This window comes from Parasphingorhabdus pacifica (assembly GCF_054779195.1).
This window is the reverse complement of record NZ_BAAGYS010000008.1, coordinates 576460-593155: the sequence shown is the minus strand read 5'-3', so window position 1 is coordinate 593155 and position 16696 is coordinate 576460. Positions and strand designations below refer to the sequence as shown.

21 protein-coding genes are annotated in these 16696 nt (G+C 66.3%); 9 read left to right on the top strand and 12 right to left on the bottom strand.

What is annotated here, in order from left to right; all coding sequences use genetic code 11:
- Positions 1-94: 94 nt before the first annotated feature.
- A complete protein-coding gene (locus ACYVAN_RS14495; RefSeq protein ID WP_460959759.1) occupies positions 95-1048 on the bottom strand; it encodes a cation diffusion facilitator family transporter in 954 nt (317 codons plus the stop codon).
- 182 nt (positions 1049-1230) lie between these two features.
- On the opposite strand from ACYVAN_RS14495, the gene ACYVAN_RS14490 reads away from it, so the two are divergent.
- Positions 1231-1587 (top strand): ArsR/SmtB family transcription factor, encoded by a 357-nt coding sequence (locus tag ACYVAN_RS14490; protein WP_460959758.1) that lies wholly within the window; start codon positions 1231-1233, stop codon positions 1585-1587.
- 46 nt (positions 1588-1633) lie between these two features.
- Here ACYVAN_RS14490 and ACYVAN_RS14485 read toward each other — a convergent pair whose 3' ends face one another.
- The 3 genes from ACYVAN_RS14485 to ACYVAN_RS14475 form a co-directional block, all read right to left on the bottom strand.
- Positions 1634-2167: a DUF2243 domain-containing protein gene (locus ACYVAN_RS14485; protein WP_460959756.1), complete on the bottom strand. Its 534-nt coding sequence runs from the start codon at positions 2165-2167 to the stop codon at positions 1634-1636.
- A 72-nt stretch (positions 2168-2239) separates the two neighbouring features.
- A complete protein-coding gene (locus ACYVAN_RS14480; RefSeq protein WP_460959754.1) occupies positions 2240-2392 on the bottom strand; it encodes a hypothetical protein in 153 nt (50 codons plus the stop codon).
- A gap of 177 nt (positions 2393-2569) precedes the next feature.
- Positions 2570-3016, bottom strand: a complete 447-nt coding sequence (locus ACYVAN_RS14475; RefSeq protein WP_460959752.1) for a DoxX family protein — start codon at positions 3014-3016, stop codon at positions 2570-2572.
- 318 nt (positions 3017-3334) lie between these two features.
- On the opposite strand from ACYVAN_RS14475, the gene ACYVAN_RS14470 reads away from it, so the two are divergent.
- On the top strand, positions 3335-4384 hold the full coding sequence (locus tag ACYVAN_RS14470) for a lipoate--protein ligase family protein (RefSeq protein ID WP_460959750.1): 1050 nt from the start codon (positions 3335-3337) through the stop codon (positions 4382-4384).
- Positions 4385-4397: 13 nt separating this feature from the next.
- Here ACYVAN_RS14470 and ACYVAN_RS14465 read toward each other — a convergent pair whose 3' ends face one another.
- The 3 genes from ACYVAN_RS14465 to ACYVAN_RS14455 all read right to left on the bottom strand — a co-directional run bounded on the left by ACYVAN_RS14465 (position 4398) and on the right by ACYVAN_RS14455 (position 6723).
- Positions 4398-4616, bottom strand: coding sequence for a DUF5703 family protein (locus tag ACYVAN_RS14465; protein WP_460959748.1), 219 nt, complete (start codon positions 4614-4616; stop codon positions 4398-4400).
- The gene (locus ACYVAN_RS14460) at positions 4613-5611 is read right to left on the bottom strand and encodes an NHL repeat-containing protein (protein ID WP_460959746.1); all 999 of its coding nucleotides are present in this window, start codon (positions 5609-5611) and stop codon (positions 4613-4615) included. Before ACYVAN_RS14460 ends, ACYVAN_RS14465 begins: the two co-directional genes overlap by 4 nt.
- Before the next feature lie 107 nt (positions 5612-5718).
- Positions 5719-6723: an aldo/keto reductase gene (locus tag ACYVAN_RS14455; RefSeq protein ID WP_460959744.1), complete on the bottom strand. Its 1005-nt coding sequence runs from the start codon at positions 6721-6723 to the stop codon at positions 5719-5721.
- A gap of 229 nt (positions 6724-6952) precedes the next feature.
- Between ACYVAN_RS14455 and ACYVAN_RS14450 the strand changes: the two genes are divergently transcribed.
- The 3 genes from ACYVAN_RS14450 to ACYVAN_RS14440 all read left to right on the top strand — a co-directional run bounded on the left by ACYVAN_RS14450 (position 6953) and on the right by ACYVAN_RS14440 (position 9344).
- Complete coding sequence (locus tag ACYVAN_RS14450) at positions 6953-7783, top strand: undecaprenyl-diphosphate phosphatase (protein ID WP_460959743.1); 831 nt, start codon at positions 6953-6955, stop codon at positions 7781-7783.
- Between the two features lie 400 nt (positions 7784-8183).
- A complete protein-coding gene (locus ACYVAN_RS14445) occupies positions 8184-8879 on the top strand; it encodes a histidine phosphatase family protein (protein ID WP_460959741.1) in 696 nt (231 codons plus the stop codon).
- 27 nt (positions 8880-8906) lie between these two features.
- On the top strand, positions 8907-9344 hold the full coding sequence (locus ACYVAN_RS14440) for a DUF6314 family protein (protein WP_460959739.1): 438 nt from the start codon (positions 8907-8909) through the stop codon (positions 9342-9344).
- 17 nt (positions 9345-9361) lie between these two features.
- Here the strand turns inward: ACYVAN_RS14440 and ACYVAN_RS14435 are convergent, their stop codons facing one another.
- Positions 9362-9859, bottom strand: coding sequence for a hypothetical protein (locus ACYVAN_RS14435; RefSeq protein ID WP_460959737.1), 498 nt, complete (start codon positions 9857-9859; stop codon positions 9362-9364).
- A 201-nt stretch (positions 9860-10060) separates the two neighbouring features.
- Between ACYVAN_RS14435 and ACYVAN_RS14430 the strand changes: the two genes are divergently transcribed.
- On the top strand, positions 10061-11251 hold the full coding sequence (locus tag ACYVAN_RS14430) for an RtcB family protein (protein WP_460959735.1): 1191 nt from the start codon (positions 10061-10063) through the stop codon (positions 11249-11251).
- Positions 11252-11263: 12 nt separating this feature from the next.
- On the opposite strand, the gene ACYVAN_RS14425 is transcribed toward ACYVAN_RS14430, so the two are convergent.
- Complete coding sequence (locus ACYVAN_RS14425; protein ID WP_460959733.1) at positions 11264-11530, bottom strand: helix-turn-helix domain-containing protein; 267 nt, start codon at positions 11528-11530, stop codon at positions 11264-11266.
- A 55-nt stretch (positions 11531-11585) separates the two neighbouring features.
- Between ACYVAN_RS14425 and map the strand changes: the two genes are divergently transcribed.
- The gene (gene map, locus ACYVAN_RS14420; protein ID WP_460959731.1) at positions 11586-12353 is read left to right on the top strand and encodes a type I methionyl aminopeptidase; all 768 of its coding nucleotides are present in this window, start codon (positions 11586-11588) and stop codon (positions 12351-12353) included.
- Positions 12354-12394: 41 nt separating this feature from the next.
- Here map and ACYVAN_RS14415 read toward each other — a convergent pair whose 3' ends face one another.
- From ACYVAN_RS14415 to ACYVAN_RS14405, 3 genes are all read right to left on the bottom strand, one after another.
- The gene (locus tag ACYVAN_RS14415; RefSeq protein ID WP_460959728.1) at positions 12395-12928 is read right to left on the bottom strand and encodes a GNAT family N-acetyltransferase; all 534 of its coding nucleotides are present in this window, start codon (positions 12926-12928) and stop codon (positions 12395-12397) included.
- A 226-nt stretch (positions 12929-13154) separates the two neighbouring features.
- Positions 13155-14174: a s-methyl-5-thioribose-1-phosphate isomerase gene (locus ACYVAN_RS14410; protein WP_460959726.1), complete on the bottom strand. Its 1020-nt coding sequence runs from the start codon at positions 14172-14174 to the stop codon at positions 13155-13157.
- A gap of 241 nt (positions 14175-14415) precedes the next feature.
- Positions 14416-14829, bottom strand: a complete 414-nt coding sequence (locus ACYVAN_RS14405) for a hypothetical protein (protein WP_460959724.1) — start codon at positions 14827-14829, stop codon at positions 14416-14418.
- 541 nt (positions 14830-15370) lie between these two features.
- On the opposite strand from ACYVAN_RS14405, the gene ACYVAN_RS14400 reads away from it, so the two are divergent.
- Both ACYVAN_RS14400 and ACYVAN_RS14395 read left to right on the top strand, forming a co-directional pair.
- Entirely contained in the window at positions 15371-15862 is a 492-nt protein-coding gene (locus tag ACYVAN_RS14400; RefSeq protein ID WP_460959722.1) for a MarR family winged helix-turn-helix transcriptional regulator, read from the top strand.
- Positions 15863-16057: 195 nt separating this feature from the next.
- Positions 16058-16474, top strand: coding sequence for a DoxX family protein (locus ACYVAN_RS14395; RefSeq protein WP_460959720.1), 417 nt, complete (start codon positions 16058-16060; stop codon positions 16472-16474).
- Positions 16475-16696: the final 222 nt, after the last annotated feature.

Below are 16696 nucleotides of genomic sequence, written 5' to 3'. Positions count from 1 at the left end.
GTATCGGGACAAGGCGGACGCCCAACACCGCAACGATGCAGAGCAGTCCAGCCACCTCGTCACCGGATGGTCGGTACCTGCGCACGGCATCGGCTCAGCCGAGCTGTGGCTGGTGATGAGCCAGCGCGACGTGCGGATCGCCACTGGTGGCGGGGTCGGTGTGCACGGTCGCTCGAGCGAGGCGGGGAACCGCGTGCAGTAGTCGGTGTTCGGCGTCCACGGCGATGGTGTGTGCCTCGACGACCGACAGTTTCGGGTCGACGACCAGGTCGGTTTCGGTGTGCAGCTGATGGCCGACCCAGCGCAGGCGTAGCGCCCCGACATCGCGTACACCCGGGGTGGCGTGCAGTGCCTGCTCGGCTCGTTCGACCAAGTCCGGATCGACCGCATCCAGCATCCGGGCGAAGATCTCCTTGGCCGCGCCGTAGAGCACGGACAGGATCGCCGCGGTGATCAGCAGACCGACCACGGGGTCCGCCCATCGCCAGCCCAGCCATGCGCCGCCGGCGGCCAGCAGCACGCCCAGAGAGGTGAACCCGTCGGTGCGGGCGTGCAATCCGTCGGCGACCAATGCGGCCGAACCGATCCGACGTCCCACGGTGATCCGATAGCGGGCCACCAGCTCGTTGCCCGCGAACCCGACGAGTCCCGCGGTGGCGACCCAACCGAGGTGGCTCAACTGTTGCGCGGACAGCAGTCGCTCGATCGCCGTCCAGGCGGCCAGCACCGCCGAAGCCGCCATCACCAACAGGATCACCAATCCCGCGAGATCCTCGCTCCGACCGAGTCCGTAGGTGAATCGTCGGGTGGCCGCGCGTCTGCCGAGCAGGAATGCGATCGCCAGTGGTACCGCTGTCAGCGCGTCGGCGAAGTTGTGCAGCGTATCGCCCAGCAGTGCCACCGAGCCGGTGAAAGCCACCAACACGGCCTGGGCCGATGCGGTAACCATGAGTCCGGCGAACGAGATCCACAGGGCTCGCATCCCGGCCCGGCTCGCGTGCAGGGCTTCGTCCACGATCTCGGTGCTGCCGTGGCTGTGCGGGCTCACGGCGTGGAGGATCCGCCACCCCAGGCGCGCCCGTCGGTCGTGACCGTGATCGTTCCTGTGGGTCTCACCGTGTTCGTGGTGGCCTCGGTAGTGCTCGCGCTGGTGGCGCGTGGGTTCGTCGGCCATGGGGCGTCGGCTCCAGGGTGGACACGGGGACGTCGGCCACGCCAGAATATGTGCTCATGTACGCACGCGACAACGTTGCAAGTGCCAGTGACGGGCAACAGCTCCCACCCGACGAGTTGGTGGACGGCGCGACTACAGCCCTGCGAATGCTGGCCGATCCCACCCGGCTGCGGCTCGTGTGGCTGCTGCGCGACGAGGAGAAGGACGTTGGCGACCTTGCTGTCGAAACCGGTGCGGCACGGCCCGCCGTGTCCCAGCACCTGAGCAAGCTGCGGCTGGCCGGCCTGGTGCGGATGCGTCGTGAAGGCCGCCGCGCGCTCTACACTGTGCGGGGAGGCCACGTTCGACGACTGATCGAGGAAGTGTTCTCCGCAGCCGAACATCATCTGACCGGATCCCCCGACCACGACTGAAGTGGTCAATCCGGCCGTACCCCGCACGCGGCAGGGGCCGGTGGGATCACTGTTCAGGCGTGGCCTCTCCGGGTGACCCCCTGCCGGTCGCAACCGAACCCCGCTGCAGAACCCATCCGCCGAGTACCAGCAGGGCTCCCAGGGCGAGGAAGCCGAGGTCCCACCACAGCTGATGCGGGCCCGCGCGAACGTGGTGGATGCCGAGCAGGTGGTGATCGACCACTCCTTCGACGAGGTTGAACGACCCCCATCCCACGAGCACCCAGCCCCACAGGGCACGGGATCCCCACGTGCGACGGCGTCCTGCGGTCGCACGCGTGCAGAGGAGCACGAGCCCGATCAGTACGGCCAGCCAGGTGAACGCGTGGAACAACCCGTCCCACAGGGTGTTCGCCTCCAAGCCGCCCAGGGACTTCGGCGAGTAGTGCGGCACCCCGATGTTGTCCGTGTCGGTACTGCTCAGCATGTGGTGCCATTGCAGGACTTGGTGGAGGAGAATGCCGTCGACGAACCCACCGAGGCCGATTCCGAGCAGGATTCCTGGTGCGGTCGGACCTGCGCGTGCATTGGTAGCGATCATCTGTTCCGTCCGGCATTGTTCGGACCGCACTGCTGCGGCCGGTAGCGGACCGTGGAGCGCGGCCCGGTTCGATCAGTCGTAGCCGCGAACCAAGTGGCTTTCCTCTGGATCTTCGAGCTCGACCGGTTGGGGTGCGCGAGTCTTCCGGTCTTGAACCGGGAGCGGGGGCGTAGCCGGGGTGAGCTGTTGCTGTGGCGGGGTGACGCTGGTGTCGGAAGGATCCACGACCCACTCCATTCTTGCCGGGGTCCGCCGATGGTGCGCAATCGGCGACTAGATCGCACTTCTGCCGCCCGGTATGTCGATGTCGCCCTTCGGGTGGAACTGTTTGTGCTGGCCGAGGATCGGACGGACACGTGGTACGTGACCGGTGATCGGGCATGGCGCCGCGCTGACCGCCCGTCATAGAGAGGCGCGCGGCGCGTTGCGCCGTGCCTTGAGCGCTTCGGTGATCAAGGGAATCTGCCACGGCAGTTGCACGATCGCGGCGACCTTCAGTGCACTCGTGGTGTTCTCGTCCCTGAACCAATTGATCGTCAACTGTACTTTAGCGGGCATCACAGCGACGAAGAAGAGCGCTGCCAGCGTCCCGCCCAGGCGTTGTGTTTGGGGGAGCGTGAGCGTGGCGGCGGTGGCGTAGGCGGCGAGGCCGGAGGCTCGGGTGTAACTCCGTGCGCTGCCTGGCAGCACCGGCGGAATAATCCGGTCGAAGAATGTCGGTGTCACGAAATGCAGCGTCCCGGCGACGGCCATCATGACCGCCAGGCGCAATGCCGCTCGCCGGCTTGTGTCGGTCCCGGGTGTGGTCGGCGGCGCCGACCACAGGACGGAGACCTTCGCACTGTCCATTGTCTTCCTCCGCGTTGGTCGACGGATGAATACGCGAGTTGGAGTGTGCACGGTCCCGCGCCGACCCGAGGACGTTGCAGGCCCTGTTCTTCGATGACCTGACGCCTTGCGAGGGTCGTCGGGTCATCGACCCGGCTTCTCGTGGGTTATATATTAATTTGAATCTATTCTTTCAGTGTTAACTGATACTAATACCATACACCCAGAATCAACCGAACAGCAACAACGACGAAACCATCAAGGCTGCTTGGTCTCGGCTGGTCGTACGGTGTTCCCGAGGCCAAGAGCGTCGAATTCGGTGGATTTGCGAGGTGTGCGGTGCACGGCGAGTACAAGGTTCCGGGTGGGAAGCTCGTCGTCGTCGATGTCGACATCGACGACGACGAGCGGTTGGCTCGAGTGCGGTTGAGCGGGGATTTCTTCCTGGAGCCGGACGAGGCGCTGGAAGACATCAACCGCGCGCTGGAAGGAGCCCCTGCCGGCGCGGACACCGAGGAGTTGGCACGGCTGGTGCGTGCCGGTGTCGGTGCTGACGTTCGAATGGTGGGTTTCGGTGCCGAGTCGGTCGCTGTCGCGGTCCGCCGTGCGGTGATGCGCGCGAGCGATTGGCTCGATCACGAGTGGGCGCTCGTTCGGGACGGCCCGCAGGAACCGTTGATGCACATGGCGCTGGACGAGGTGCTGGCGCAGGAGGTCGCGGCCGGGCGCAGGGCGCCGACGCTGCGTTTCTGGGAGTGGTCGTCGCCCGCGGTCGTGATCGGGAGCTTTCAATCGGTTCGCAACGAGGTTGACCTAGCGGGTGCGCGACGGCACGGGGTCGAGGTGGTGCGTCGTGTCACCGGTGGTGGGGCGATGTTCGTGGAACCGGGGAACACGGTGACGTATTCGCTCTACGCGCCCGCGTCTCTGGTGGCGGGGATGTCGTTCGCGGATTCGTACGCGTTCTTGGACGATTGGGTGCTGGGTGTTCTGGGTGAGTTGGGGCTGAACGTCTGGTACCAGCCGTTGAACGACATCACCTCGGATGGCGGCAAGATCGGTGGAGCCGCGCAGAAGAGGGTATCGGGGGCCGTGCTGCATCACGTGACGATGTCGTACGACATCGATGCGGCGAAGTTGGGCGAGGTGCTGCGCGTCGGCAAGGAGAAGTTGTCCGACAAGGGGGTGGCCAGCGCCAGTAGGCGGGTGGATCCGTTGCGGCGGCAGACGGGACTCGCTCGGGAGCACGTCATCGATCGGTTGGTCGACGGCTTCGGTCGACGCTACGGGCTGGTGCCACGCGGTGTGTCGGCGGGCGAGCACGCGTCGGCCCGCGAGCTGGTCGCGTCCAAATTCTCGGACCCGGCCTGGAAGGATCGGGTTCCGTGACGAGGTGGTTCGTTCAGGTGGGGAGTGCGCGTCCGATCTGGTTGCGTCGACGGCGGAGCCAGATTCGTCGGGATCCGTCCGAGTAGAGAAGTACTCGGGAGAGTTCCCATCCGGAGAATTCGGCGTGGATGCTCAGACGCATCGCTGCGGTGGGCCGGGTAATTCCGGGCGGTAACCGCAGCGGCTGGTACTCCCAGTCTTGGTCGCTGCTGACCGTTTCGTTGCTTGTCACACCTTCACCACCTGTAGTCCTTCCCCGGTTGCCGAGGTGATGTAGACCTCGCCCGTGTCCGGGTCGAGGGATATGGAGTTGGGTTGAGCGACGGTGGGCAGCCGGTGGCGCTCTTCCGGTTGGCCGCCCGCGATGTCGTAGGCGACGACTTCGTTGCTTTCGGTGAGGGTAATCCAGGCGAGGTCGCGGCGGGAGTCATAGGCGATGTCGAATGGCGCGCTGGGAACGGGGTAGCGCTGCTTCATCAGGAACGGGTCGGTGGAGAAGGCCAGGAGCTCGTTTCCGCGGGTGTCGACGACGAGAAGGCGGCCGTATTGGTCGGTGACGGCGTTGGTGGCTCCTTGGCCTGCGCGGAGTGCGGCGCCTTCATCGGCGGTGGCCGGGTCGACGGTGGTGATCGAGGTTGTCAGCCGGTCGAGGACGTGGATCTGGTCGTTGACCGCGAAGAGCTGGGCGGGGCCTTCGAACTCGTTGGGTTCGGTCGTGCGGATTCGGTGGCCTTGGTCGTCGACGAAGGCGACTTGTTTGGTGGCTTCGAGGGCGACGGCGAGTTGGCCGTTGATGGTGGTGGCGTCGACGGGGCGTCCGGTGACCGGAGTGCGAGTGGTGTGCCCGGTGCGCGGGTCGATGCGGATGATGAGGTCGCTGTCGGGGAGCGCTGCGAGGAGTTGGCCGTTGTCGGTGGGGCGGATTTCGGCCGGTGCGCTGGGTAGTTCGATCTGGCGGGGTGGTTTTTCGGAGGTGCGCGTGTCGTGGAGGTTGAGGGTTTTGCCGTGGGTGGTGGCCAGGGTGTGGTTGGTGGGTTCGTAGGCGGTGAGTTGGGTGGGGGGTGTGGGCAGGACGGTGCCTGCGGGGGTGCGGGTGGTGGGCGGTGAGGTGGCGGGGGCTGCTGCCACGAGTTTGTCGGTGACCTGCAGGGGGTCGGAGCCGTTGGTTTCGGCGCATCCTGCGAGCAGGGTGATTCCGATGAAGCAGGCGGCTGCCAGACGGCGCAACGGGTCCTCCTCGGTGCCGGCCGCTCGCTGGGGTGGAGCGGTGCACTTTCAGGATCCCTGATGGTGGTTGCGTGGTGTGTTGGGGCCCGGTCGTGCGGCGGGTGGGGTTATCCGTCGTGGTGCGGGCTGTTCAGGTGAGCGGGGTGGCGCTCGGGGTAGCCCTGGCGGGGTTCGCTGACGTCGTCGAGGGCGAATTGGATGGCTGGGGGGAGGATGATGTCTTCGGAGGTCAGCGACGTGTGGAGTTGCTGGGTGGTGCGTGCGCCGACGATGGGGGCGGTGACTCCGGGGCGGTCGCGGACCCAGGCGAGGGCCACGGTCAGGGGTGAGGTTCCGAGTCCTTCGGCGGCGGTGAAGGCGGCTTGGACGATGCGTGCGGCGCGTTCGGTGCGGTGGTGTTCGACGTAGTTGGCGAGGTGCGGGGTGGCGGCGCGGGAGTCGGCGGGGGTGTTGCTTCGGTATTTGCCGGTGAGTACGCCGCGGCCGAGGGGGGCCCAGGGCAGGACGCCGAGTCCGTGGTGGCGGGCTGCGGGGATGACTTCGCGTTCGATGCCGCGTTCGACGAGTGAGTATTCGACCTGGGTGGAGATGAGGGGAGTGTGGTGGGGTTTACCGGTTTGGAGGGCGGCTGCGGTGGCCGTCTGCCAGCCGGTGTAGTTGGAGATTCCGGTGTAGCGGACTTTTCCGCTGCTGACGGCGGTGTCGAGGGCGGCGAGGGTTTCGTCGAGGGGGACGTTGGGGTCCCAGGCGTGGAGTTGCCAGAGGTCGATGTGGTCGGCGCGGAGGCGGCGGAGTGAGTTGTCGAGGGCGTGGAGGAGTGCGGTGCGTGAGGCTCCTCCGCCGGAAGGACCTTCGGTGCGGCGGGCGACGGCTTTGGTGGCGATGACGAGTTCGTCGCGGTCCGCGGTGTGGTCGATGAGGTCGCCGAGGATCTCTTCGCTGTGGCCGTTCTGGTAGACGTCCGCGGTGTCGATGAGGGTGCCGCCCGCGTCGCGGAAGGCGGTGAGCTGGTCGGCGGCTTCGTGCGCGTCGGTGTCGAGACCCCAGGTCATGGTGCCGAGCGCGAGCCGGGAGACGCGGAGGCCGCTACGGCCGAGCTGTCGGTGTTCCACGGTCGGTGAGCCTATTCGGTGTGCGGGTGGCGGGCGGTGTTTCCGGGCTGTTCGACACTGGGGTGTCGATGGTGTTTTGAGTCACATTATCGACTGGGGTGGTTGCGGTATTCGGGGGTGCCCTCCGCGCGTTGGGTGGGCATGCTGCAAGATCTCGGTCGGGGGAGTTGTGGCACCGGGGCGTGGCCGGTGTTCGAAGAACTCTCGATCGTGCTGGAGTGGATTGACGTTGTCGTGGTTGCAGGCCCTGGTGCTGGCTGTGGTGCAGGGGCTTACCGAGTTCCTTCCGATCTCCTCATCGGGGCATTTGAGGGTCGTTTCGGAGTTGTTTTTCGGCGAGGATGCGGGCGCGTCGTTCACTGCGGTGACGCAGATCGGCACGGAGCTGGCCGTGGTGATTTATTTCGCCGGGGACATCATTCGGCTGGCGGCGACCTGGTTTCGCGGGTTGGTCAGTGCGGAGGTTCGCCAGACCCAGGATTACCGGTTGGCGTGGTATGTGATTGTGGGAAGCATCCCGATCGGGATTTTGGGTTTGCTGTTCCAGGATTACATTCGCGGTGCGCTGCGAAGCTTGTGGATCACGGCCACGATGCTGATCGTGTTCGGTGTTCTGATGGCGTTGGCGGAGCGTTTCGGCTCGCAGCGACGCCCGATGGGCCGTTTGCGGTTGAGTGATGGTGTGACGATGGGATTCGCGCAGTCGATGGCCCTGGTTCCGGGTGTTTCTCGTTCGGGTGGGACGATCACGGCTGGTTTGACGCTGGGATTGGACCGCCCGACAGCGGTGCGGTTCTCGTTCTTGTTGGCGATCCCGGCGGTGTTCGCGGCGGGGTTGTCCGAACTTCCGCACGTGTTCGAGTCCGGTGGCCCCGGATTGCAGCCTTCGGGATTGCAGATGCTGGTGGCTACTGTGGTTGCCGGTCTTGTCGGTTACGCGTGTATCGCGTGGTTGCTGCGTTATGTAGAGAAGCACAGCATTTATGTGTTCGTGTGGTATCGGATCGCGTTGGGCCTGTTGGTCTATGCCTTGCTCGGTTTTGGTGTCATGCAGGCATGATCAGCTGAGTTCGTTTCTCCCTTTTTCCGGGTGTCGCCAGGTGGCGGCACCCGGATTTTGTGTTGGGGGTGACGTGATCCTGGTCGAGTCCCTCCCGGAACCGGTGTGGTGGCGCGTGGCGGTGTGTCCGGCGCGGACCAGCGCGCCGAGCTGGATCGGGCAGTTGTACGGGTAGCTCGGGAGCTTCTCGGCGTGGGACAGGGCTGGGTGCCACCGTGACCCCCGTAAGAGCGCCACACTCACGCGTGTGCGGGGCGCTGGGTCTTGCCACGGGAAGACCACGCCAGCGTGGCCAACGTCGCGTAGCACTACTGACTCCGGAAGCCGCGCACGCTTTTGCACACGCTCTGAACGGGTGGCAGGTGTCGGCGCTGGCTCGGCTGCGCTTACCCTCGGCGCTGTGGCGACTCTCGTTCTGCTCAGACATGCACGGTCGGCGGCGAATGGCTCCGGAACATTGGCGGGGCGCAGTGCCGGGATCGGTTTGGATTCCGCCGGTACCGACCAGGTGGCGGGTCTGCCGGACAGGTTCGCGAAGGTTCCGTTGGCATCGGTGGTGGTCTCACCGTTGCTGCGTTGTCAGCAGACCGTGGCGGAGTTGGCTTCGTCGTGGTCGGTCGAGCCGGTGGTGGAAGAACGCCTCGCCGAGGTCGACTACGGGGAGTGGACCGGTCGCAAGGTGAAGGAGCTGGTCGAGGAGCCGATGTGGAAGGTGGTCCAGCAGCATCCTTCCGCGGCTGTGTTCCCCGGCGGTGAGGGATTGGCCGCGGTGCAGGCCCGGTCGGTCGAAGCGGTGCGGGAATGGGACCGGCGAATCACAGCCGAGTACGGCCCGGATGCGGTGTGGTTGCTGTGCAGCCACGGTGATGTGATCAAGTCCTTGCTGGCCGATGCACTGGGGCTGCACTTGGACGGATTCCAGCGCATCGTGGTCGATCCGTGTTCGGCGAGCGTGGTTCGGTACACCGAGACGCGGCCGTTCGTGCTCAAGATCAATGACACCGGTTCGAACTTGTCGGGGCTGGTTCCTGCTCCGGAGGAGGGTGAACGCGACTCCGATGCCGTGGTGGGTGGTTCCACCGGAGCGGGGAGCTAGATGGTGCCGCCGGGGGATGTGCGTCCGGTGGATGATCTCGAATCGTTCTTCGCGGGACGTTGGTCGTTGGAGCGGGAGATCTTCGATCCTGCTGGTGTCCGCATGGGGGCGTTCAACGGTTCGTTGGTGTTCGCCGTCGAGCAGGGCAGGTTGGTGTATCGCGAGCAGGGTGTGCTGGAGCTGGGTGGGCACCGGGGAACTGCGTCGCGCACGTTGCACTACACGGTGACCGGGCCGGGGCAGGCGGTGGTGCACTTCGACTACGGCGATTTCTTTCACGAGGTGGATCTTCGCGAGGGTTGGTGGGCGACGAAGCATCCGTGCCGTGACGATCTCTACGAGGGGGAGTACCGGGTGCTGGGGCCCGACCGTTGGTGGCAGCGGTGGGTGGTCGCCGGTCCGACGAAGAATCACGTGCTGGTCACCGACTTCCGTCGGGAAGATGTGGATCTCGGCGAGGCCTAGCGGCCTGGCGTGGGGGGTCAGCGGAGGATTTCCACGAGCAGTACCCAGATGTTGAGCAGGGCACCGACGAACGCGGTGATCACTCCGAGTGGAATCCAGTACAGGCCTCCGATGGTTTCGGTGATCGTTCCGACACCGGCGAGGAGTGTGGACGTGGACAGGACGGCGGCGGGGACGGCGCCGGTGATGAGCCACCCGGTAAACCTTTGCTCGGTGGAGCGTTCCGAGGGGCGGTTGAGGGTGGCCAGCCAGACGCTTGTGATCAGGCCGGCGGCTATGAGTTCGGTGCCCAGCGCTCGCCGGTCCTGTCCGGGGACCAGTATCAGCAGCGAGATGACCAGTGGTACCGCCAACAGGATCATGGTGTGGGCGGAGCGTGCGGTGAGATGCTTGCCGGCCAGTATGTTGGTCAGGTTGATCGACAGGACGACGAACAGCAGTCCGGCCAGTGCGGCTCCGGCTCCCGCGACGGCGACTCCGAAGTCGCTCCAGCCGTCGGCTTCGTAGGCGTTCACGCCGTTCATGGTGCGCGTCGTGCGGTTCGGTGGCAGGCGAGAGGCGCGTCCGGTGCGGGGATGGAATCGGCGGCAAAATCGTTCGTGGTCGCTGGGTGGGTTCCCGCATGATCTGGCGGTGTCCGGGCGACCCGGTGGGTGAGAACCGTGGCGACCGGCCCGCCCGGCGTGGGTCGGGTTCGGCGATCCGGGAGGGGTGGCATGTTCACGGCGTTGCGGGGCGGCGGGGTTCCCATCCGGATGTGGGCTGATCCGGATGGGGTGGAGTCGGCTGCGTTGGGTCAGCTGCGCAACATCGCCGATTTACCGTGGGTGCACGGGGTGGCGGCGATGCCTGATGTGCATTTGGGCAAGGGCGCGACCGTGGGCAGTGTGATCGCCATGCGGGATGCGGTGTGTCCGGTTGCGGTGGGGGTCGACATCGGGTGCGGCATGAACGCGGTGCGGACTTCGCTGCGCTCGGTGGACTTGCCTGATGAGTTGGGGGTGCTGAGGCGCCGGATCGAGGCGGCTGTGCCGGTGGGTTTCAACAAGCACGAGACGCCGGTGAATCCGTCTCGTCTGGGCGTGGAGAGCGGCTGGGACGAGTTCTGGGCTCGTTTCGGCGGTTTGCATTCCGGTGTGCAGCAGGCGCGGCAGCGGGCTTTGGAGCAGATGGGCAGTCTCGGTGGTGGTAACCACTTCATCGAGGTGTGTGTCGAGCAGGGCGGCGCGGATGCCGGGCGGGTGTGGTTGATGTTGCACTCCGGGTCGCGCTACATCGGTAAGGAGCTCGCCGAGCGGCACATGGACGTTGCTCGGTCGTTGCCGCACAACGCCGGTTTGCCGGATCGGGATCTTGCGGTGTTCGTGTCCGGTACGTCGGAGATGCGGGCTTACCGGCGGGATTTGTTCTGGGCGCAGGAGTACGCGCGGCGCAATCGTGCGGTGATGCTCGCATTGGTGCAGCGGGCTGTGGAGGAGACGGTGCCGGGCGTGCGGTTCGACGAGCCGGTTTCGTGTCATCACAACTACGTCGCCGAGGAGTGCCACGACGGTGTCGAGGTGATGGTGACGCGTAAGGGCGCGATTCGGGCGGGATCGGGTGAGTTGGGCATCATTCCGGGCAGCATGGGCACGCGGTCGTTCATCGTGCGAGGTCTGGGGAATGCGGAGTCGTTCACGTCGGCTGCGCACGGGGCGGGTCGGCGGATGTCTCGGACGAAGGCCCGGAAGATGTTCACTGCCGCGGATTTGGCTTCGCAGACCGAGGGTGTGGAGTGTCGCAAGGACCGTGCGGTCGTGGATGAGATTCCGGCGGCTTACAAGGACATCAATTCGGTGATGGAGGCGCAGTCGGATCTCGTCGAGGTGGTTGCCCACCTCGAGCAGGTGGTGTGCGTGAAGGGCTAGGTGGTGCGGTTCTCACGCGGGCAGGTTGTCGGGCGGGTGTTGACTGGTTCGGGTGTGCAGGGTGTCGAGGGAGAGGCCGACGGTTTCCGCGACTGCGGCGACGGTGAAGAAGGCCGGGGTGGGGATGCGGCCGGTTTCGATCTTGCGGAGCGTTTCGACGGAGATTCCGGCTGTGGCTGCGACGTCGACCATGCTGCGTGGCTCGCGGGCCAGGCGTAGGAGGTTGCCGAGTTGGCGGCCGCGTTCTCGCGCGTTCTGGTTCAGTGGTTCACGCACCATGACCGTGATAGTAATACCGGTATAGTTGTTCGTCGCGGTGTTGCAGGGAGCGGGTGTGGTCGAGCTCAAGAGCGGGTCGGAACTCGATGCGATGCGTGCGGCTGGGCAAGTCGTGGCCCGTGCTTTGAGGGCTGTGCGGGAACACGCCGCGGTCGGGGTGTCCCTGTCCGAACTCGACGATCTGGCGCGCGCCGTCATCGACGATGCGGGAGCGAAGCCGTTGTTCCTGCACTATCGGCCGAGCTGGGCACCGACGCCGTTTCCTGGGGTCATCTGCGCGTCGGTCAACGATGCGATCGTCCACGGCATCCCCGGCGCGCACGAGTTGGCTGACGGTGATCTGGTCAGCATCGACTGCGGTGCGCGGGTCGACGGTTGGTGCGGCGACGCGGCTGTCACGTTCGCGGTCGGCACCGAGCGGGATGGTGACGGTGCGCTGATGTCGACCGTCGAGCAGGCTTTGGCGGACGGGATTCACGCCGCCAGGCCCGGTGGTCGGGTTGGTGACATCTCCCGCGCGGTCGGCGTCGTGGGCCGCAGCGCCGGGTATGGGATTCCGGTGCCGTTGGGCGGGCATGGGATCGGCCGGGACATGCACGAGGAGCCGTTCGTGCCCAACGACGGGCCGGCAGGTTCGGGGGCACCGCTGCGGCCGGGCATGGTGTTGGCGATTGAGCCGATGTTCCTGGCCGGTGGTCACGAGGGGCTGTTCGTCGGGCAGGACGGGTGGGGCGTCTTCACCGCCGATGGCGGCCGGGCCGCCCATGTGGAGCACACCGTGGCCATCACCGACGACGGTCCTCGCGTGTTGACTCTGCCGTGACCGGGCTGCCCGTCCGAGCTCGACGGGTAGTCCGATGCTGATCACAGGTCGGCGTTGCGGATGCGGTAGACGTGCAGGTTCGTGTCGTAGTATTTGTCGGTTTCGCCGACCCAGGTCATTCCGATGCGGACGGCGGTCGACGCGGCGCGTTTGTTGTCGGGTCGGACCAGGGCGTAGATGTCGTCGATGTCGTGGGTGAAGGCCCAGCCCAGCAGTGCGCGCGCGGATTCGGTGGCGTAGCCGACGCCCCATTCGCCCGGTCGCAGTTGCCAGGTGAGTTCGAGGTCGTGGTCGTAGGGCGGCAGCAGTCGCAGCACCAGCGCGCCGACCACGGTGCCCTCCGAGCGGTCCTGCACGGCCCAGCGCCCGGCGGGCGGGACGACGTGTGGTTGTGCTTCGGTCCAGGCGTGCACGACCGCGTGCATGGCTTCGAATCCGCTGACGGTGGCTGGTTCGGGAGTGAGCCAGTCGGTCACTTCGGCGGTGCCGTAGAGGTCGAGGGCGGCATGTACGTCGCTGTCATTGGTGGTCCAGTCCCGCACGATCAACCGCTCGGTGTGGAGGGCAGGCTGCATGTAAGGCTCCCTTCCTTTCCCCACCGACCGTCTTCCTCGGTGTTCGTGGTGTGGCCGGGCTCGCGGTCACGTGGAGGTACTGCTGATTCTAGGGATCGGCCGCGGGTGTGTCTGCGGCTGAAGTCGGGAGCTGTTTGAACGGTGGTGGGCAGCCTTGTGCACGGCACGGGCGTGGGGGCGGCCGCCGGAACCGCTGGGTGGGCGTCGACCGGTGCTCGGAAGTCCTCTAGGTGTAGTAGCCGCCCAGGTCGTTCGGGGAGAACGCGCCTCGGTCGGTGACCACGGTGGTGACCCATTGCGGGGGTGTGACGTCGAATGCCGGGTAGAGACCGTGGACTCGGGAGCTGGCGGTGGGGTGGCCGAGGGTGTGCAGCACCTCGGTGCCGTCGCGGTATTCGATGGGGACGTCGGCACCGCTGGGGGAGTTCCGGTCGGGGGCGTGGCACAGGGCGTGGAAGGGCACGTTGAACACGTGGGCTGCGGTGGCCAGCTGCAGCGTCCCGACCTTGTTGATGACGTGGCCGTCCATGCTCACGCGGTCGCTGGCGGTGACCAGTGCGTCCACTTTGCCTTCGCTGAACAGCGAGGCCCCCATGCCGTCGGTGATCAGTGTGGTCGATACGCCCATCTCGGCGAGGGTTTCGGCGGTCAACCGTGCGCCCTGCAGGTAGGGGCGGGTTTCGGTGCAGAAGAACCCGAGCTGTTTTCCCCGGCGTTGTGCGGCGGCGACGGTTTCCACCAGGTACAGATCGCCCCAGCAGTGGGTGAGGATGTTGCCCTGGTCGGGGAGGAGGGCTGCGGCGGCTTCGCCCATCCTGCGGCTGCGGTGGCGGTAGTCGGCGTCGCCTGTGCGGGCACCGTCGAGTGCTGCTTGTTCGAGGTTTCCGGGGGCGGCTGCGGTCACGGCTGCCAGGACGTGGTCGACGGCTTTGCGTGGTTGGTCGTTGGTCGGCCGGGTGGCGATGAGGCGCTTTCCCGCGCTGTGGATGTGTTCGCGGGCGGCGGTGTCGTCGAGGCCCGCGGTGTTCCGCGCGGCCAGCACCATCGCCCAGAGGGTGGCGAAGTAGGGACCGGAGGACTGGGTGACCATGTCTTCGATCGCGGTGGCGACCTCGTCGGCGTCGCGAGCGTGCACCCAGCGCTTTTCGAAGGGGAACACCCGGCGGTCGAGGATGTGTACGCCGTCGTCGGCCAGACGTACGCTGTCGGCCAGCAACGGGGTGGGGACCGATTCGGTATTCGACATGGTGTCCTCGGGTGGTGCGGGTACGGCCGGAGGGTATCGCCGGTGTGGTGCGGGCCGGTCGTGGGCGGGGTGGGATCGGTTCGGCTGGGGCACGGGTGGTGACCGCGCCGACTTCTACCGTCACAGTGACTCAAGACGTTGCGAGTGTCCTGCCGCACGTCGTATCCGTTGAAAAACCCCCGCCGGTTCGGGGAGAACCGAGGCGGGGGTCGGAGCGAGTACTTGCGCGTGGCGGAGTTGGTCAGCTCCGCTTCTTCGGCGGGTCCTTGCGTAGCAGGTCCGGGCCGAGGATTCGACGGACCGCCCGTCGCGCCAGGCTGCGCCGCTTGGGGGCGGCGGGCGGGGCGGCGGGAGAAGGATTCTTCGGTTCGGCCACGGGCTGCGTCGGGGCGGTCGGGGACGCCACGGTGGCAATGCCCGTCGTCGGGGGGGCGGCGTTGGCCGTTCCGGGGTTCAAACGCTTGGCGAATTCGGGCTGCTCGTCCCGAATCGCTGGAATGTAGGGCTGGGTCACCTCAATCCGGTCGGGGCCAGGCATCCGGTCTGCGGGCTGCGGCGGTTGCGGTTCGTCGAGGGACAGGTCCCCCGTGAAGCGAGTGGCAACCGGGCCCGCTTCGGATCGCGCCTGAGCGTTCTGCGCTTCCGTCGGGACCATGGGCTGAAACCAGGGTCGAGTTAGGTCGTCTTGAAGTGTCATCCGTATCGACTCTGCGGGGAGCAACGGCCATGTTCGCCGGAGCGGATTGCCCTTCCGGCGCGTCAGACCATACCGGTAACGGACCGGTAAAGCACCACCCGCGTGCCCAGCTGATCTCAACCCATTCGATCTTCCTGCTCACTCAGTGTAAGTAAACCGGGCGTCAACTGCGTCATTGCTGTGACCCCACGCCACCAAGAGTAGGAAGCGTTCCATGTCACATCGCGCAAGGTGATCGAACTGGCCTCGCTGTAGCCATGCCCGCGGACCCACTCGGAGCAGCTCGCTGCGACCCACGTCACGTCCAGGTCGGAAGCGGCAACAGCTGGTCCGCCAGCGCACCTCGCGCCGCCGGCGTGCGAAGTACCGCGTAGCGGAATCGCGTCCGGGGCATGTCCAGCGAAAAAGGGGGCCACCGAGCACTGGGGGTGCTGTGACGACCGATACTGAGATCCACCTGAAGATAATCCAGTTGTGAACGGTTGTTATCGTGCAACACATGATGGTGAGTACATCGGCGGGAAACTCCCCGACGCTGACCGGAATGCTGACGCGTGCCGGGCATGTGCTCACCACCCACGTGGCCGAGGCGCTCGCCGAGATCGAGTTGACTCCCCGCATGCAGAGCGTGCTGACGCACGCGCTGGAACAGGAACGCACTCAGATCCAGTTGGCCGAGGCAACCGACCTCGACAAAACCACCATGGTGCTGACCATCGACGCACTTGAGCAAGCCGGATACGCCGAGCGCAGGCAGTCCACCGCTGATCGCCGGGCGCGCGTGATCGCCGTCACCGAAGCGGGCGAGCGCATCGCCGCGGCGGGGCAGCAGATCGTCGACCGGGTGCACGCCGACACGCTGGCTGCCCTGGATCCCGGGCAGCGGGAGCTCTTCGTCGAGTCCTTGGAGACTCTGTTGCGCGATCGCCTTTTCCGGCCCGCCGATTCCGAGTACCGGGTGCGTCGGGCGCGGCAGAAGAAGGATGCGTAGCCAGAGCGGTTGCGGGCGGCGGTAGGAGCCGAGTGGCCGCATTTACCGGGAGGGGCCGGCGGTGCCGAGCACACCGGAATACGGGTGGCGATGAGTTTTTTCGCCGGTAGCGGTCAATCCCGGAGTAGTCGAACGATTCGTCGGGTCCACACCCGCCGGTGCGGATTCCACGGCTGCTCTCGGGAGGAGAACATCATGCCGGAAAACACCGACACGGCCCCGAATTCGCGCCGTGGCAGGAGGTCGGGAACTACCGTCGTGCTCTGGGTGTGCCAGGTGCTGGTGGCGTTGCTGTTCGTCATGGCCGGTGCCGTCAAGCTCGCCGGTGCTGTCGAGGCGGTCGCCATGTTCGAGGTCATCGGCGCGGGTCAGTGGTTCCGGTACTTCACCGGTGTGGTCGAGCTCGCCGGTGCGGTCGGACTGTTGATTCCCCGGTTGGCGGGTTTGGCCGCAGCCGGGCTGATCTGCGTCATGATCGGTGCGCTGATCGTGCAGGGCTTGTTCATCGGTGGAAGTCCGGTGCTGCCGATCGTGCTGATCGTGGTCAACGCGTGGATCGCCTGGATGCGCTGGCCGGAGATGAAGTCACTGGTGGGGTCGTCGGTGCGCTGACAGCAGGAGTGGAACCGCAAGCGGATCCATCTCGTCGGCTGGTTGATCACAACTACGAACCACCCAACCGCATCACGAAGTTTGGACAGGTCCCGCGTGGTTCACGCGGCCGCTGTCCTCGTGGTGCACGTCGCGAACCAGCGACGTGCGGCGGCGGTTCTATGACGCACGTGCGGCTGCAGCTCTCCAACTCCGCCTGCGAGGCAACTGGTCCGCGAACCG

Bases quoted from the DNA above. Each gene is read 5' to 3' on its own strand.
- ACYVAN_RS14490 (WP_460959758.1), top strand. From the start codon at position 1,231: ATGTACGCACGCGACAACGTTGCAAGTGCCAGTGACGGGCAACAGCTC.
- ACYVAN_RS14485 (WP_460959756.1), bottom strand. From the start codon at position 2,167: ATGATCGCTACCAATGCACGCGCAGGTCCGACCGCACCAGGAATCCTG.
- ACYVAN_RS14475 (WP_460959752.1), bottom strand. From the start codon at position 3,016: ATGGACAGTGCGAAGGTCTCCGTCCTGTGGTCGGCGCCGCCGACCACA.
- ACYVAN_RS14430 (WP_460959735.1), top strand. From the start codon at position 10,061: ATGTTCACGGCGTTGCGGGGCGGCGGGGTTCCCATCCGGATGTGGGCT.
- ACYVAN_RS14425 (WP_460959733.1), bottom strand. From the start codon at position 11,530: ATGGTGCGTGAACCACTGAACCAGAACGCGCGAGAACGCGGCCGCCAA.
- ACYVAN_RS14415 (WP_460959728.1), bottom strand. From the start codon at position 12,928: ATGCAGCCTGCCCTCCACACCGAGCGGTTGATCGTGCGGGACTGGACC.
- ACYVAN_RS14410 (WP_460959726.1), bottom strand. From the start codon at position 14,174: ATGTCGAATACCGAATCGGTCCCCACCCCGTTGCTGGCCGACAGCGTA.
- ACYVAN_RS14405 (WP_460959724.1), bottom strand. From the start codon at position 14,829: ATGGTCCCGACGGAAGCGCAGAACGCTCAGGCGCGATCCGAAGCGGGC.
- ACYVAN_RS14400 (WP_460959722.1), top strand. From the start codon at position 15,371: ATGATGGTGAGTACATCGGCGGGAAACTCCCCGACGCTGACCGGAATG.
- ACYVAN_RS14395 (WP_460959720.1), top strand. From the start codon at position 16,058: ATGCCGGAAAACACCGACACGGCCCCGAATTCGCGCCGTGGCAGGAGG.